Here is a 14790-nt window from a genome sequence, read left to right as displayed (position 1 = left end):
GGCGGGGCGATCCCGCCAGTCCGTCGGCAGGGGCATCGGGTTTCGTCGGGTTACCGGCATAGCATCGGGGCATGAGCTCACAGCCCCATGCCGCCTCGACGACGTCCTCGGACGACCTCTACCGCCTCGAACCCGCGTCGCTGACGCCGGCGCTGCTCGGCGAGTCGCCGTTCTGGCATCCATTGGAGCAATGCCTCTATTACGTCGACATCCCGGGCAAGGCGTTGTTCCGGCTCGACAACGGCGCGGACACGCCGACCCGCTGGCCGCTCAACGACGAGCCCGGCTGCGTCGTGCCGCTGCCCGACGGCCGGTTGCTGATCCCGCAGCGCAACGGGCTGTGGCGCTTCGATCCCGCCACCGGCGCGTACGAGAAGCTGCTCGATCCGCCCTATGACGCCTCCAAGCGACGCTTCAACGACGGAAAGGCCGACGCGAAGGGCCGTCTCTGGGTCGGCACCATCGACGATGCCCGCCAGCCGGAATCGGCACTCTATTGCCTGCGCGACGGGGCGTTCGAGCAGGTCCAGGACGGCATCACCGTCTCCAACGGCCTGGCCTGGAGCCCGGACGGCCACACGATGTACTGGGCCGACACCAAGGCCCATGAGATTTACCGGTTGAGTTTCGATGCTGAAACCGGCACGGTCGGCCCACGCGAAGTCTTCGCCAGTTTCGAGAAGCGCGCGCCGGATCAGTCGCTGGAAAACTACGGCGGCCGGCCGGACGGCGCGGCGGTCGATGTGGAAGGGGCCTACTGGATCGCCATGATGGAAGGGCAGCAGCTCTTGCGGCTGTCGCCGTCGGGCGACGTGCTCCAGCGCGTCGAACTGCCGGTGCGCTGCGCGACCATGCCGACCTTCGGTGGTGCGGACATGCGCACCCTTTTCGTCACCACCGCACGGGAAAAGCGCAGCGAGGCGGAACTCGCCGCGCAGCCCTGGGCCGGGTGTGTGCTCAAGATGCGGGTACCCGTCGCGGGGTTGCCGGTTCAGTTCGCACACTGGGAAGACTGAGGGCCTTTTTTCCCGCCATGTGGGGACAGGTGTTGCGCGCACACCGCGCACGGACGGGTGTCGCAAGTGATGCCAACGCCGATGAACAGGGCTCGGGAGAGCCCTAGGCGTGGTTCGCACAGGCTGTCAAGTCGGCGGGGATGGGCCGGCGCGACGGGCTGTTAAGGGCCTGTCAGGCCAGACCCCCTATAATCCCGTGGTTTTGCAGCTCGCCCCTGACGCCGTGAATCCCGATCCAGCGCGTGCATCCGATGCACCGCCCGCAGAGCCGCCCCGGCCCGTTCCAGCGAACGACCGCGGCACCGCCAGCAAGGATGCCTGGGATGATGGAACAGAGGGAGATGCGGGTGGCGAACCGGCTTTCAAGCCCCTGACGCGAGAAGAAGCGCAGGACTTGCGGGCCCGGCTCCCGGTGATGTCCGTCTGGTCGTTGTTGACCTGGCAGGCGGCAACGGGCGCCATCATGGTCGCGCTGTGGGGTCTGCTGTCCCTGCAAGCCGACAAAACCTGGTCGGCGCTGTTCGGTGCCGTCTCGGTCGTCGTGCCGAACGCCCTGATGGCGTGGGGCATGACGCGGCAATCAGCCAGGGACGCGGGCACGCCGATGCTCACGTTCGCGGTCTGGGAGCTGGTGAAGATCATTCTGGCGGTCGCCATCCTGGTGGCGGTCGCCATGGGTTTCGCATCGTTGAGTTGGGCGGCATTGCTCTCGACCCTCGTCGTGACCCTGAAGGCAAATTGGCTGGCCCTGCTTCGGCGGGGTCGAATCAGAAAATAGAGACGGAAACACCACCATGGCAGCAGAAGGGCACGCGCCGACTTCGGGTGAATACATCACCCACCATTTGCAGCATTGGCAGAAGAATTTCGCCTTCGAAGATGCGAAGCAGACGGGCATCGTCGACTTCAGCGTCTTCAACTTCGATTCGCTGATCTATTCGACGGTGCTGGGCCTGCTGGCCGTGTTCCTCCTGTGGCGTGTCGCACGCAAGGCTCATGCCGGCGTGCCGGGCCGCTTCCAGGCCGCCATCGAGATGCTGGTGGAACTGGTGGACAACCAGGCCAAGTCGGTGATCCACAACGAGAAGAGCCGCCGCGTCATCGGACCGGTCGCCCTGACCGTGTTCGTGTGGATCTTCTTCATGAACTTCATGGACATGCTGCCGGTGGACTGGCTGCCGACGCTGTTCACCAACTACGTCGCCCATGACGCGCACCACGCCTACCAGCGTGTCGTGCCCACCGCCGACCTGTCGACCACGCTGAGCCTGTCGACCTTCGTCCTGGCGCTGGTGTTCTTCTACAGCGTCAAGATCAAGGGTCTGGGCGGCTGGGGCCATGAGCTCATCGCCGCGCCGTTCGGCGACCACTGGGCGCTGTGGCCGTTCAACTTCCTCATGCAGGTCATCGAGTTCATCGCCAAGACGGTGTCCCATGGCATGCGACTGTTCGGCAACATGTTTGCCGGCGAGCTGGTGTTCATGCTGATCGCCCTGATGGGTGGCGGCTGGGCCCTGACCGGAACCGGCATCGGCCTGGCCATCGGCCACGTCCTCGCCGGCACGGTCTGGACGCTGTTCCACATCCTTGTGATCACGCTGCAGGCCTTCATCTTCATGATGCTGACGCTGATCTACCTGGGCCAGGCGCACGACGCGCACTGATCCGGACGGACAGCTCGATCCCTGCGATTTCTCGATTCCTTTTCCCTTTCTCTTTATCTAACTCTCTCAGGAGCAAAACATGGAAAACATCCTCGGTCTGGTCGCTCTGGCTTGCGGCATCATCGTTGGTCTGGGCGCGATCGGCGCTTCCATCGGCATCGCGCTGATGGGCGGCAAGTTCCTGGAATCGTCGGCCCGTCAACCCGAGCTGATGAACGAACTGCAAACCAAGATGTTCATCCTGGCCGGCCTGATCGACGCCGCCTTCCTGATCGGCGTCGCCATCGCCCTGCTGTTCGCGTTCGCCAACCCGTTCGCCGCTACGCTGCTGGCCACCGTCGCTCGCTGATAGAGCCCGAACCCTTTCACGACTGAAAGGATCGTGCCGTGAATATCAACGCTAGCCTCTTCATCCAGTGGATCCCGTTTGCACTTCTCGTGTTCGTCACGATGAAGTTCATCTGGCCACCGATCGTGAAGGCACTGGACGAGCGCGCGGAGAAGATCCGTGCCGGCCTGACCGCCGCAGACCAGGCCAAGGCCGAACTGGCCAACGCCAACAAGAAGGTCGACGAGCAACTGGCGCAGACCCGCAACGAAACCACCAAGCTGCTGTCCGACGCTGAAAAGCGCGGCGCCGCGATCGTGGACGAAGCGAAGAAGCGCGCGGAAGACGAAGGCGCCAAGATCATCGCCGCTGCCAAGGCTGAAGCCGAGCAGCAGTCGGTGCGCGCCCGCGAGGCCCTGCGCGAGCAGGTCGCCGCGCTGGCCGTCAAGGGCGCCGAGCAGATCCTGCAGCGCGAGGTCAACGCCGGCGTGCACGCCGAATTGCTGAACCGTCTCAAGACGGAGCTGTAATCATGGCTGAACTCGCAACCATTGCCCGTCCCTACGCCGAAGCGCTGTTCCAGGTCGCGTCCTCCCAGGACCTCAAGACCTGGAACGAGCAGCTCGCCGCGCTGGCGCTCGTCGCCGGCGACAGCCAACTGCGCCAGTTCGCCGAAGACCCCAAGGTGAGCGCCGACCAGGTGTTCGACGTGGTGTCCGCGGCGAGCAAGCAGTCGCTGGTGCCCGGCGTTCAGAACTTCCTGCGCGAGGTGATCGCCAACGGCCGCCTGTCGGCGCTGCCGGCGATGGTCCAGCAGTTCCACGAACTGGCCAATGCCGCGTCCGGCGTGTCCGATGCGCACATCTTCAGCGCCTTCCCGATCGAGCCGGCCCAGCTGGCCGACGTGGTCGCGTCGCTGGAGAAGCGCTTCGGCCGCAAGCTGCAAGCGCAGGTTGAGCTGGAGCCTGGCCTGATCGGCGGTATCCGTGTGGTGGTCGGCGACGAGGTGCTGGACACCTCGGTGAAGGCCCGTCTGGAACGCATGAAAGTGGCGCTCACTGCCTGAAGCCTCGGCTTCAGGCTTCGGCCCGACTGCCTGAGATCCCCCCGATTCACCCTGGTGTCCCGCTTCGGCGGGATGCCGCTGGGAGCAAGCAATGCAACTGAATCCTGCTGAAATTTCCGAACTGATCAAGAGCCGCATCGAAGGCCTTGGCGCGTCCACCGACGTGCGCAACCAGGGCACCGTCGTGTCCGTGTCCGACGGCATCGTGCGCGTGCACGGCCTGTCCGACGTGATGCAAGGCGAAATGCTGGAGTTCCCGGTCGCCGCCGATGGCACGCAGACCTTCGGTCTGGCGCTGAACCTGGAGCGCGACTCCGTCGGCGCCGTGATCCTGGGCGCCTACGAGCACATCGTCGAAGGCGACACCGTGAAGTGCACGGGCCGCATCCTGGAAGTGCCGGTCGGCCCAGAGCTGATCGGCCGCGTCGTGAACGCGCTGGGTCAGCCGATCGACGGCAAGGGCCCGATCAACGCCAAGATGACCGACGTCATCGAGAAGGTCGCCCCGGGCGTGATCGCCCGCAAGTCCGTCGACCAGCCGGTGCAGACCGGCCTGAAGTCGATCGACTCGATGGTGCCCGTCGGCCGTGGCCAGCGCGAGCTGATCATCGGCGACCGCCAGACCGGCAAGACCGCCGTGGCGATCGACGCGATCATCAACCAGAAGGGTCAGAACATGACCTGCGTGTACGTCGCGATCGGACAGAAGGCGTCCTCGATCAAGAACGTCGTGCGCGCCCTGGAAGCCGCCGGTGCGATGGAATACACCATCGTCGTCGCCGCGTCCGCGTCCGAATCCGCTGCGATGCAGTACGTGTCGGCCTACTCCGGCTGCACGATGGGCGAATACTTCCGCGACCGCGGTCAAGACGCGCTGATCGTGTACGACGACCTGTCCAAGCAGGCCGTCGCCTACCGTCAGGTCTCGCTGCTGCTGCGCCGTCCCCCGGGCCGCGAAGCCTTCCCCGGCGACGTGTTCTATCTCCACAGCCGTCTGCTGGAGCGTGCCGCCCGCGTCAACGCCGAGTACGTCGAAGCCTTCACCAAGGGTGAAGTCAAGGGCAAGACCGGCTCGCTGACCGCGCTGCCGATCATCGAGACGCAAGCCGGCGACGTGTCCGCCTTCGTCCCGACGAACGTCATCTCGATCACCGACGGCCAGATCTTCCTGGAAACCAACCTGTTCAACGCCGGCATCCGTCCCGCGATCAACGCCGGTATCTCGGTGTCGCGCGTCGGTGGCGCAGCCCAGACCAAGCTGATCAAGTCGCTGTCCGGCGGTATCCGTACCGACCTGGCCCAGTACCGGGAACTGGCTGCGTTCGCGCAGTTCGCTTCCGACCTGGACGCCGCGACCCGCAAGCAGCTGGACCGCGGTGCCCGCGTGACGGAACTGCTGAAGCAGGCCCAGTACAGCCCGCTGTCGATCAGCCTGATGGGCGCGTCGCTGTACGCCGCCAACAAGGGCTTCATGGACGACATCGAGGTCAAGAAGGTGCTGTCCTTCGAGCACGGCCTGCACCAGTTCCTGAAGACCTCGCACGCTGCCCTGCTGACGAAGCTGGAAAACGACAAGGCGATGGACAAGGACGCGGAAGCTGAACTGAACGCCGCGATCACGTCGTTCAAGAAGTCCTTCGCCTAAGCAACCATGACCGGGTCTCGCTGAAGTCAGGCAAGACCCGGCCCTCACAGGAGAAATCATGGCAGCAGGCAAGGAAATTCGCGGCAAGATCAAGTCGGTCGAGAACACCAAGAAGATCACCAAGGCCATGGAAATGGTCGCCGCTTCGAAGATGCGCAAGGCGCAGGATCGGATGCGCGCGGCCCGTCCGTACGCGGAGAAGGTCGGCAACATCGCCGCCAATCTCTCGAAGGCCAACCCCGAGTACCGTCACCCGTTCATGGTGGCGAACCCGGATGCCAAGTCGGTGGGCTTCGTGGTGGTCACGACGGACAAGGGTCTGTGCGGTGGTCTGAACACCAACCTGCTTCGCGCAGCGACCGGCAAGCTCAAGGAAGTTGAGTCCGCGGGTCAGAAGTCCGAAGTGGTGGCGATCGGCAACAAGGGTCTCGGTTTCATGAACCGGATCGGCGCCAAGGTCGTCGCGCATGCGACGCAGCTCGGCGACAGCCCCCAGCTCGAGAAGCTGGTCGGCCCGGTCAAGACGCTGCTGGACGCATATGCGGACGGCAAGCTGTCGGCGGTCTATCTCTGCTACACCCGCTTCGTCAACACGATGAAGCAGGAGCCGGTGGTGCAGCAGCTGCTGCCGCTGACGGCCGAGTCGCTGGAGACGGATGCCGCGGGTCACGCATGGGACTACCTGTACGAACCCGACGCCCCGACGGTGATCAACGAGCTGCTGGTGCGCTACACCGAAGCCCTGGTCTATCAGGCCGTGGCCGAGAACATGGCGTCCGAGCAATCGGCGCGCATGGTGGCCATGAAGGCCGCGACCGACAACGCCGGAACGCTGATCGGTGAGCTGAAGCTGGTCTACAACAAGACCCGCCAGGCCGCGATCACGAAGGAACTGTCGGAAATCGTCAGCGGCGCCGCCGCCATCAGCGGTTGATCTCGCGATCGACCGCAGGCAACAGATTTGAATTGAAGGAACGAAAAAATGGCTAACACTCAATCGGTGGGCAAGATCGTTCAGTGCATCGGCGCCGTGGTGGACGTGGAGTTCCCGCGCGACCAGATGCCGAAGGTGTTCGACGCCCTCAAGATGGAAGGCACGACCCTGACGCTGGAAGTCCAGCAGCAGCTGGGCGACGGCGTGGTGCGCACCATCGCGCTGGGCTCGTCCGACGGCCTGCGCCGCGGCAGCGAGGTCTACAACACGGGCGACATGATCCAGGTCCCGGTCGGCCAGCCGACGCTGGGCCGCATCATGGACGTGCTGGGCAACCCGATCGACGAGCGCGGCGAAGTCTCGCGCGAGAAGACCTCGGCGATCCACCGCAAGGCCCCGGCCTACGACGAGCTGAGCCCGTCGCAGGAGCTGCTGGAAACCGGCATCAAGGTCATCGACCTGATCTGCCCGTTCGCCAAGGGCGGCAAGGTCGGCCTGTTCGGCGGCGCCGGCGTCGGCAAGACCGTCAACATGATGGAGCTGATCAACAACATCGCCAAGGCTCACTCGGGTCTGTCGGTGTTCGCGGGTGTCGGCGAGCGTACCCGCGAGGGCAACGACTTCTATCACGAGATGTCCGATGCGGGCGTCGTGAACCAGGAGGACCTGAGCAAGTCGAAGGTCGCCATGGTCTACGGCCAGATGAACGAGCCCCCGGGCAACCGTCTGCGCGTCGCGCTGACCGGCCTGACGATGGCCGAGTCCTTCCGCGACGAAGGCCGTGACGTGCTGTTCTTCGTGGACAACATCTACCGCTACACGCTGGCCGGTACCGAAGTGTCCGCGCTGCTGGGTCGCATGCCGTCCGCGGTGGGCTACCAGCCGACGCTGGCCGAGGAAATGGGCCGCCTGCAAGAGCGGATCACGTCGACCAAGGTCGGCTCGATCACCTCGATCCAGGCCGTGTACGTCCCTGCGGACGACCTGACCGACCCGTCGCCCGCCACGACCTTCGCCCACTTGGACGCCACCGTCGTGCTGTCGCGTGACATCGCGTCGCTGGGCATCTACCCGGCCGTGGACCCGCTGGACTCGACCTCGCGTCAGATCGACCCGAACGTCATCGGCGAAGAGCACTACAACGTGACGCGGTCGGTGCAGTCGGTGCTGCAGCGCTACAAGGAACTGCGCGACATCATCGCGATCCTGGGCATGGACGAGCTGTCGCCGGAAGACAAGCAGGCCGTGGCCCGCGCGCGCAAGATCCAGCGCTTCCTGTCGCAGCCCTTCCACGTCGCGGAAGTGTTCACCGGCGCGCCCGGCAAGTACGTCCCGCTGAAGGAAACCATCCGCGGCTTCAAGATGATCGTGAACGGCGAGTGTGATCACCTGCCCGAGCAGGCCTTCTACATGGTCGGCACGATTGATGAAGCTTTCGAAAAGGCGAAGAAGATCCAGTAAAGAGCCATCGATGGCGCGCCGTGAGAGCGGCGCTCCATCGATCTCCGAACGGACTTCTCACTTCTCGATCAAGGAAACGCAATGGCAACCCTCCACGTGAACGTGGTCTCGGCGGAAGAGCAGATCTTCTCGGGCGAGGCGAAATTCGTGGCGCTGCCGGGCGAAGGCGGCGAGCTGGGCATCCTGCCCAAGCACACCCCGCTGATCACCCGCATCAAGCCGGGCGCCGTGCGCATCCAGCGTCCCAACGGCGATGAAGAGTTCGTCTTCGTCGCCGGCGGTCTGCTGGAAGTGCAACCCGACGTCGTGACCGTGCTGGCCGACACCGCGATCCGCGGCAAGGACCTCGACGAGGCCCGTGCCCAGGCTGCCAAGCAGGCGGCCGAGGAAGCGATGAAGAACGCCAAGAGCGACATCGACTTCGCCAAGGCGCAAAGCGAGTTCGCCGCGATGGCCGCGCAGATCGCGGCCCTGCGGAAGTTCCGCGCCAAGCGCTGAGCCCACCCCATCAGCTCCGATACCGCACCGGTCGCCCGGTGCGGCGAGGACACCACACTGCATCGGCAGGACTGCGAAAAACTCGCACTCCTGCCGATGTTCTTTTCGATGTTGCCGATCCGCCTTTGTGCGATGACGCACACTTCGCACATCCGGTCCGAACCGGAGAGCAGCCGGCATCAAGCCGGCATCTTTTTGAGGGAGTTCCCATGTCATTCAATGTCCTGGCGCGTCGCGCCTCGCTGGTGCTCGCCGTGACCGCCCTGGTCGGTTGCGCCGCCACCGAACAGTCCCGCAGCATCGAAGTCCCGCGCGCCACCACGCCGGCCCCGGCCCAGTACCAGGGTCAGCGCGCGCCGATCGCCGTCGGCAAGTTCGAGAACCGCTCCAGCTTCATGCGCGGCATGTTCGCCGACGCCATCGACCGCCTGGGCAATCAGTCGAAGTCGATCCTGGTCGCCCATCTGCAGCAGACCAACCGCTTCAGCGTGCTGGACCGCGACAACCTCGAAGAGGCGCAGCAGGAAGCCAAGTTCAAGAACAGCAACCTGGCCATCAAGGGCGCGGATTTCCTGGTGACGGGCTCGGTGACCGAGTTCGGCCGCAAGGAAGTCGGCGATCAGGCGCTGTTCGGCGTGCTGGGCCGCGGCAAGAAGCAGATCGCCTACGCCAAGGTGACGCTGAACATCGTCAACAGCCAGACCTCGGAAGTCGTGTACTCCGCCCAGGGCGCCGGTGAGTACGAGCTGTCGACCCGCGAGATCGTCGGCTTCGGCAGCACCGCGAGCTACGACGCGACGCTGAACGGCAAGGTCCTGGACCTGGCCATCAAGGAGGCCGTCAACACGATGGTCGCCGGCATCGACAGCGGCGCCTGGAAGCCGCAAGCCGCCCGCTGAACCGGAGACCGATCATGAGCATCCGCATGACCCGCGCGCTCCGCGTGAGCGCCCTCGCGGCCGTGGCCGCCTTGCTGACCGCCTGCGGCACGCCGCAGAAGCCGCTGTACCAGTGGAGCGGCTACCAGAGCAGCGTCTACCAGTACTTCAAGACCAACGGCGCGACGCCCGGCGACCAGATCACGCAGCTTGAATCGCAGCTGATCAAGAACAAGGCCGCCAACGAAGCGACGCCTCCCGGCCTGCATGGCCACCTGGCGCTGCTGTACGCGAAGGTCGGCAACGACGACGCCGCCCGCGCGCACCTGGAAGCCGAACGCGCGCTGTTCCCGGAGTCCGCCGGCTACGTGGACTTCCTGCTGAAGAAGCCCGCCGAGAAGACCGCCGCCGCAGCGGCTGCCGCGCCCGCCAAGGCCGCGAGCGGCGTCTGAGCGTGCAGGAGAAAGACACCATGACGAACCTGATGTCCCTGATCAAGCACCTGGGCGCGGTGGCCGTGCTGGCCGCGCTGACGGCCTGCGCCGCGCCGTCCAAGCCCTACGACTACACCGCGTTCAAGGAAGCCAAGCCGGCGTCCCTGCTGGTGCTGCCGCCGGTGAACGACACGCCGGACGTGAACGCCACCTACGGCGTGTTGTCCAACCTGTCGATGCCGCTGGGCGAAGCCGGTTACTACGTGCTGCCGGTGACGCTGGTCGACGAGACCCTGCGCACCAACGGCATCACGACGCCGTCGGACGCCCACAACATCGACACCGCCAAGCTGCGCCAGATCTTCGGCGCCGACGCGGCGCTGTACGTCGGCGTGAAGCAGTACGGTTCGGTCTACAAGGTGCTGTCGAGCGAGACCGTCGTCGAGATGCAGGCCAAGCTGATCGACCTCCGGACCGGCACGCTGCTCTGGGAAGGCAAGGCGACCGCCTCCAGCGCCGAGCAGAACAACAACAACCAGGGTGGCCTGATCGGCCTGCTCGTGAAGGCGGTGGTGGATCAGATCGCCGCCAACCTGTCCGACCGCAGCTTCCAGATCGCGAGCCTGGCGGGCAACCGTCTGGTCACCGCCCCCAACGGACTGCTGCCGGGACCGCGGGCGCGTCCGGTTGTGAAAAACTAAGGGCTTCGTCAGGAACCCCGGCACCGGACGGCCCTCAGCGGCCGGCTGGTCAACCACCCACCGGTTCGCGCCGGTGGGTTTTTTCTTTTGAGCATGACCACTCCGATCGCCATCACCCGCCACCAGGGCCTCGAAGCCCTTGAACTCCGCGCGCCGGGCGGCGCCCGCGCGACGCTGCTGCTGCACGGCGCCCACCTGGTGTCCTGGGTGCCTGCCGGCGCCGACGAGCAGCTCTTCCTGTCCTCCAAGAGCGCCTTCAGCACCGGACAGGCGATCCGCGGCGGCGTGCCGGTGATCTTTCCGCAGTTCTCGACCCGGGGGCCGCTGCAGCGCCACGGTTTCGCGCGTGGCAAGCCCTGGCAACTGGTCAGCGCCGAGTCCGGGAAGGAGGACGCGCTGGCCGTCCTGCGCCTGACCGATGACGACGCCACCCGCATGGTCTGGCCGCATGCCTTCGAGGCCGAGATCAGCATCCGCATCGCCGGCCGCGCACTGCAGATCGAGCTCGCCTGCGAAAACAAGGGCGACACGCCGTTGTCCTTCACGGCGGCGCTGCACACCTACCTGCGGCTGACGCAGATCATGTCGGCGTCCGTGCAGGGACTGTCCGGGCTGGCGTACTGGGATGCGACGACGGAACGCGCCGCCACCCAGCACGAGGACCTGCTGCGCCTGGACGGCGAGACGGATCGCATCTACCAGGATGCGAAGCACGACCTGACCCTGCGCGACGGCGACCGCCGCGTCGCCATCCGTCAGCAGGGCTTCACCGATGTCGTGGTCTGGAACCCGGGCCAGGCCAAGGGCGACGCGCTGGCCGACATGCCCGAAGGCGGCTGGAAGCAGATGCTGTGCGTCGAGGCCGCGCAGGTGCTCAAGCCGGTCGAGCTGCCGCCGGGCGAGACCTGGGCGGGGATGCAGACGCTGGAGCTGCTCTGAGTCTTTCCCCCGCGTGTGCCCCATCGACCGCATTGGCCGCCACCTCGGCGAGGCGCGGTAAGCTGGCCCGTCCTTCACGGCACGGAGCCAGCATGGCCGACAAGAAGTCCAAGAACGGTGGCAAGCGCAGCGACGAGAAGCGCAACGCGAAGAACGGCGCATACAAAGGCGGCGACAGGAACGGCAAGCTCTCGAAGTCGGACTACCTGGACCGCCTGCAGCCGATGCAGGTCGAGCTCAACAACCTGGGACGCTGGCTGCAGCACGCGCGCAAGCGGCTGCTGGTCATCGTCGAGGGCCGCGACACCGCCGGCAAGGGCGGCGTCATCAGCGCGATCTCCGAGACGCTGAGTCCGCGCCAGTGCCGCACCGTCGCGCTGGGCAAGCCCAGCGAGCGCGAGCAGGGCGAGTGGTACTTCCAGCGGTACATGACGCACCTGCCGTCCGCGGGAGAGATCGTGCTCTTCGACCGCAGCTGGTACAACCGCGCCGGCGTCGAGGCGGTGATGGGCTTCTGCACCCCGCAGCAGACCGACGACTTCCTGAAGCAGGCCCCCGTGCTCGAGCGCCTGCTCGTCGACGACGGGTTGCTGCTGTTCAAGTACTGGCTGACGGTCGACCAGCAGCACCAGGAGGAGCGCTTCGCCGAGCGCGCCGAGGATCCGCTCAAGCAATGGAAGCTGTCGCCCATCGATCTCGAGGCGCGCCAGCACTACGAGGACTACGGCCGCGCGCGCGACCGCATGCTCGAACACACGCACACGAAGCAGGCACCGTGGACGCTGGTCGATTTCAACGATCAGCGGCGGGGCCGGCTGACGCTGATCCGACATCTGCTGGACCATCTCCCGGATGTGACCGTGCCGGCGAAGGAACTGCAGTTCCCGGCCGTGAAGGGGGTCTGAAGGAAGAGCGCTTCGACTGGAAGCTCAAGCCGATCAAGAGCCTCTGAGGCTCAGAGCACCACCACCGCGTCCGGCAGCTCGTTGCGCGGCACGGTGCCGGCCTCGGGCGGGAAGTGCCGCGCCAACAAGGCCTCGACGGCACGGATCGCCTCCACCAGACCCTGCTCGAACTGCCCGCCGCGCAGCGACTGTCGCAGCCCGTCGACGATGGGCTGCCACTGCGCCGCGCTGACGCGCTGGTTCAGCCCGCGGTCCGCGACGATCTCGATCGCGTGCTCCGCCAGCAACAGGTAGATGAGCACGCCGTTGTTGTGCTCGGTGTCCCACACGCGCAGCTTGCCGAACAGCGCCAGCGCGCGCTGCCGCGCGGTCAGCCCTCGCCACAGGTAGCTGATGGGCAGGCTGGCTTCCACGCACAGGCGGATCTCGCCGGCGTGGCTCAACTCGCTTTCGGTGACACGAGCCGACAGGCGCGCGAGCGCCGCGGTCGGCAGCACACGCCGCACGTCGGCCTCGTCCCAGAAGCGGTGCCGGAAAAAGCGCCCCAGCCGGCTCGTATCGCCGGCGTGGCGGATGTCGTGATCGGAGGGACGTTCCATCACCAGTCTCCCGAAGCGCCACCGCCGCCGAAGTCGCCGCCGCCGCCGGACGAGAAGCCGCCGCTGTCGCCGCTGCTGCTGCCACCGTCGCCAAAACTGCCGCCGCCGCCCCAGATGATCGGCGGCGCGATGCCGCCCGAACCATGCGAGCTGCGGCGGTAGCCGCTGTAAGAAGGACTCGCGCTGCGCCGCCGCGCCGCGCCGATGCCGAGCACGCCGACCAGGATCAGCGAGGCGACCGCCGCGCCGGCGCCCAGCAGCACGCTGTTGCTCAAGCCCCAGCCGACAACGCCCGCGCCGGCGCCCGTGAACAGGCTGCCGATCTTGCGGCCGAAGATCGAGGTCAGCACCGCGCCGACCAGCGGCACGGCGAGGAACGCGATCATGGCGATCTCGCCGATGTCGATGTTGTGGCCGCCCCCGGACTTCGAGGCGCGCTGCGTCGGCGCCGGCAGGTGCTCGCCGCGGATGCGCGCCTGCAACGAGTCGATCGCGCGGTTCAGGCCGCCGGCATAGTCGCCGGCCTTGAACGCGGGCGTGATGTCGCGCTCGATGATCTGCCGGGCGGCGAGGTCCGGCACCGCGCCCTCGAGCGCCTTGGCCGTCTGGATGTTGATGCGCCGATCGTCCTTCGCGACGACGATCAGCAACCCGTCGCCGACCTCGCGGCGGCCGAGCTTCCACTGGTCGCCGAGGCGCTGCGCGAACGCGGCGATGTCTTCCGGCGCCGTGGTGCGCACCATCAGGACGACGATCTGCGGGCCGGCTTCGCGCTCGAAGGCGGCGAGCTTCGCATCGAGCGCCTCGCGCTGCGCGGCGTTCAGCGTCCCGGTCTGGTCGATCACGCGGCCGCTGAGCGGGGGTATCGGCTGGACGTCCTGCGCGCGCGCCCGCGGCAGCAGACCGACGCTCATCAGCAGGCTGAAGACGACCAGCGCCAGGAATCGAACGGCCCGCATGCGCGGGGCCTCAGTTCGACGCGGGCGACGCCGATGGCGCGGGCGCCGTCACGGCAGGCGTGGCCGGCTTGTCGAAGCTCACCGTCGGCGGCGCGGAGATCGCGGCCTCGTTCTGCACGGTGAAGTTCGGCTTGGTCTCGTAGCCGAAGATCTTCGCCGTCAGGTTGGACGGGAAACGGCGGGTCAGCACGTTGTATTCCTGCACCGACTTGATGTAACGGTTGCGAGCAACGGTGATGCGGTTCTCGGTGCCCTCGAGCTGCACCCGCAGGTCGCGGAAGCCCTGGTTGGCCTGCAGCTGCGGGTAGCGTTCGCTGACGACCATCAGCCGGCTCAGCGCGCCGGAGAGCTCGCCCTGCGCGGCCTGGAACTTCTGCAGCGCCGCCGGGTCGCGCGCCAGCTCGGGCGTGACCTGGATGCTGGTGGCCTTGGCGCGCGCCTCGACCACCTTGGTCAGCGTGTCCTGCTCGAAGCTGGCTTCGCCCTTGACCGTGTTGACGATGTTGGGGATCAGGTCGCTGCGGCGCTGGTACTGGCTCAGTACCTCGGACCAGCTGGCATTGACCTGCTCGTCCAGGCTCTGGAACTCGTTGTAGCCGCAGCCGGTGAGCGCGATGGGCGCGCCGACGATCAGGGCGGCCGACGTGGCGGCGCGGACGGTGGCGAGCAGACGGGACGAAGTCGAAGTCATGGGCGGATCCTCCTTGTGCGCAGCGGCATATCGTGTGCCATGTCCCGCAATTCAAGAGCAGGGGGCCCCGAG

18 protein-coding genes are annotated in these 14790 nt (G+C 66.4%); 15 read left to right on the top strand and 3 right to left on the bottom strand.

Going from position 1 to position 14790, the window contains the following annotated elements; genetic code table 11:
* The first annotated feature begins 71 nt into the window (after nt 1–71).
* The 15 genes from ACQ86G_RS05330 (at nt 72) to ppk2 (ending at nt 12469) form a co-directional block, all read left to right on the top strand.
* Nucleotides 72–1016 carry an SMP-30/gluconolactonase/LRE family protein gene (locus ACQ86G_RS05330; protein WP_431259625.1) on the top strand — a complete coding sequence of 315 codons (945 nt, stop codon included), beginning with the start codon at nt 72–74 and terminating at the stop codon, nt 1014–1016.
* Nucleotides 1017–1239: 223 nt separating this feature from the next.
* Nucleotides 1240–1794 carry an ATP synthase subunit I gene (locus ACQ86G_RS05325; protein WP_431259624.1) on the top strand — a complete coding sequence of 185 codons (555 nt, stop codon included), beginning with the start codon at nt 1240–1242 and terminating at the stop codon, nt 1792–1794.
* Between the two features lie 16 nt (nt 1795–1810).
* A complete protein-coding gene (gene atpB, locus ACQ86G_RS05320; RefSeq protein ID WP_331616052.1) occupies nt 1811–2680 on the top strand; it encodes a F0F1 ATP synthase subunit A in 870 nt (289 codons plus the stop codon).
* A gap of 79 nt (nt 2681–2759) precedes the next feature.
* The gene (atpE, locus tag ACQ86G_RS05315) at nt 2760–3029 is read left to right on the top strand and encodes a F0F1 ATP synthase subunit C (RefSeq protein WP_067066400.1); all 270 of its coding nucleotides are present in this window, start codon (nt 2760–2762) and stop codon (nt 3027–3029) included.
* A gap of 38 nt (nt 3030–3067) precedes the next feature.
* Nucleotides 3068–3538, top strand: a complete 471-nt coding sequence (locus ACQ86G_RS05310) for a F0F1 ATP synthase subunit B (RefSeq protein WP_377158334.1) — start codon at nt 3068–3070, stop codon at nt 3536–3538.
* Nucleotides 3539–3540: 2 nt separating this feature from the next.
* Nucleotides 3541–4074, top strand: coding sequence for a F0F1 ATP synthase subunit delta (locus tag ACQ86G_RS05305; RefSeq protein WP_297530791.1), 534 nt, complete (start codon nt 3541–3543; stop codon nt 4072–4074).
* Nucleotides 4075–4165: 91 nt separating this feature from the next.
* The gene (gene atpA, locus ACQ86G_RS05300) at nt 4166–5719 is read left to right on the top strand and encodes a F0F1 ATP synthase subunit alpha (RefSeq protein WP_431259623.1); all 1554 of its coding nucleotides are present in this window, start codon (nt 4166–4168) and stop codon (nt 5717–5719) included.
* Between the two features lie 58 nt (nt 5720–5777).
* Nucleotides 5778–6653, top strand: coding sequence for a F0F1 ATP synthase subunit gamma (gene atpG / locus ACQ86G_RS05295; RefSeq protein WP_297530792.1), 876 nt, complete (start codon nt 5778–5780; stop codon nt 6651–6653).
* Nucleotides 6654–6701: 48 nt separating this feature from the next.
* The gene (gene atpD / locus ACQ86G_RS05290; RefSeq protein ID WP_067279183.1) at nt 6702–8114 is read left to right on the top strand and encodes a F0F1 ATP synthase subunit beta; all 1413 of its coding nucleotides are present in this window, start codon (nt 6702–6704) and stop codon (nt 8112–8114) included.
* An 81-nt stretch (nt 8115–8195) separates the two neighbouring features.
* Nucleotides 8196–8612, top strand: coding sequence for a F0F1 ATP synthase subunit epsilon (locus ACQ86G_RS05285; protein WP_431259622.1), 417 nt, complete (start codon nt 8196–8198; stop codon nt 8610–8612).
* 209 nt (nt 8613–8821) lie between these two features.
* On the top strand, nt 8822–9511 hold the full coding sequence (locus ACQ86G_RS05280) for a CsgG/HfaB family protein (protein ID WP_331613317.1): 690 nt from the start codon (nt 8822–8824) through the stop codon (nt 9509–9511).
* Nucleotides 9512–9525: 14 nt separating this feature from the next.
* On the top strand, nt 9526–9942 hold the full coding sequence (locus ACQ86G_RS05275; protein ID WP_431259621.1) for a DUF4810 domain-containing protein: 417 nt from the start codon (nt 9526–9528) through the stop codon (nt 9940–9942).
* A gap of 20 nt (nt 9943–9962) precedes the next feature.
* Nucleotides 9963–10625 carry a DUF799 domain-containing protein gene (locus ACQ86G_RS05270; protein WP_431259620.1) on the top strand — a complete coding sequence of 221 codons (663 nt, stop codon included), beginning with the start codon at nt 9963–9965 and terminating at the stop codon, nt 10623–10625.
* A gap of 93 nt (nt 10626–10718) precedes the next feature.
* Nucleotides 10719–11564, top strand: coding sequence for a D-hexose-6-phosphate mutarotase (locus tag ACQ86G_RS05265; RefSeq protein WP_431259619.1), 846 nt, complete (start codon nt 10719–10721; stop codon nt 11562–11564).
* 92 nt (nt 11565–11656) lie between these two features.
* Nucleotides 11657–12469 (top strand): polyphosphate kinase 2, encoded by an 813-nt coding sequence (gene ppk2, locus ACQ86G_RS05260; protein WP_431259618.1) that lies wholly within the window; start codon nt 11657–11659, stop codon nt 12467–12469.
* A gap of 50 nt (nt 12470–12519) precedes the next feature.
* Here ppk2 and ACQ86G_RS05255 read toward each other — a convergent pair whose 3' ends face one another.
* From ACQ86G_RS05255 to ACQ86G_RS05245, 3 genes are read right to left on the bottom strand one after another with little or no spacing between them, the layout of a single operon-like run.
* A complete protein-coding gene (locus ACQ86G_RS05255; protein WP_431259617.1) occupies nt 12520–13068 on the bottom strand; it encodes a TPM domain-containing protein in 549 nt (182 codons plus the stop codon).
* Nucleotides 13068–14027 (bottom strand): TPM domain-containing protein, encoded by a 960-nt coding sequence (locus ACQ86G_RS05250; protein WP_431259616.1) that lies wholly within the window; start codon nt 14025–14027, stop codon nt 13068–13070. The genes ACQ86G_RS05255 and ACQ86G_RS05250 overlap by 1 nt, the downstream gene beginning before the upstream one ends.
* Before the next feature lie 10 nt (nt 14028–14037).
* Entirely contained in the window at nt 14038–14718 is a 681-nt protein-coding gene (locus tag ACQ86G_RS05245; protein ID WP_431259615.1) for a LemA family protein, read from the bottom strand.
* Nucleotides 14719–14790 lie beyond the last annotated feature (72 nt).

The sequence above is a fragment of the Roseateles chitinivorans genome, assembly GCF_050632145.1.
Classification (GTDB): Bacteria; Pseudomonadota; Gammaproteobacteria; order Burkholderiales; family Burkholderiaceae_C; genus Roseateles; species Roseateles chitinivorans_B.
The sequence above is the reverse complement of the archived record's forward strand: the minus strand, read 5'-3'. Positions and strand labels throughout refer to the sequence as shown.

Coding starts and splice junctions, on each gene's coding strand:
- ACQ86G_RS05330 (WP_431259625.1), top strand. CDS start 72: ATGAGCTCACAGCCCCATGCCGCCTCGACGACGTCCTCGGACGACCTC.
- atpB (WP_331616052.1), top strand. CDS start 1,811: ATGGCAGCAGAAGGGCACGCGCCGACTTCGGGTGAATACATCACCCAC.
- atpE (WP_067066400.1), top strand. CDS start 2,760: ATGGAAAACATCCTCGGTCTGGTCGCTCTGGCTTGCGGCATCATCGTT.
- ACQ86G_RS05305 (WP_297530791.1), top strand. CDS start 3,541: ATGGCTGAACTCGCAACCATTGCCCGTCCCTACGCCGAAGCGCTGTTC.
- atpA (WP_431259623.1), top strand. CDS start 4,166: ATGCAACTGAATCCTGCTGAAATTTCCGAACTGATCAAGAGCCGCATC.
- atpG (WP_297530792.1), top strand. CDS start 5,778: ATGGCAGCAGGCAAGGAAATTCGCGGCAAGATCAAGTCGGTCGAGAAC.
- atpD (WP_067279183.1), top strand. CDS start 6,702: ATGGCTAACACTCAATCGGTGGGCAAGATCGTTCAGTGCATCGGCGCC.
- ACQ86G_RS05285 (WP_431259622.1), top strand. CDS start 8,196: ATGGCAACCCTCCACGTGAACGTGGTCTCGGCGGAAGAGCAGATCTTC.
- ACQ86G_RS05280 (WP_331613317.1), top strand. CDS start 8,822: ATGTCATTCAATGTCCTGGCGCGTCGCGCCTCGCTGGTGCTCGCCGTG.
- ACQ86G_RS05275 (WP_431259621.1), top strand. CDS start 9,526: ATGAGCATCCGCATGACCCGCGCGCTCCGCGTGAGCGCCCTCGCGGCC.
- ACQ86G_RS05270 (WP_431259620.1), top strand. CDS start 9,963: ATGACGAACCTGATGTCCCTGATCAAGCACCTGGGCGCGGTGGCCGTG.
- ACQ86G_RS05265 (WP_431259619.1), top strand. CDS start 10,719: ATGACCACTCCGATCGCCATCACCCGCCACCAGGGCCTCGAAGCCCTT.
- ppk2 (WP_431259618.1), top strand. CDS start 11,657: ATGGCCGACAAGAAGTCCAAGAACGGTGGCAAGCGCAGCGACGAGAAG.
- ACQ86G_RS05255 (WP_431259617.1), bottom strand. CDS start 13,068: ATGGAACGTCCCTCCGATCACGACATCCGCCACGCCGGCGATACGAGC.
- ACQ86G_RS05250 (WP_431259616.1), bottom strand. CDS start 14,027: ATGCGGGCCGTTCGATTCCTGGCGCTGGTCGTCTTCAGCCTGCTGATG.
- ACQ86G_RS05245 (WP_431259615.1), bottom strand. CDS start 14,718: ATGACTTCGACTTCGTCCCGTCTGCTCGCCACCGTCCGCGCCGCCACG.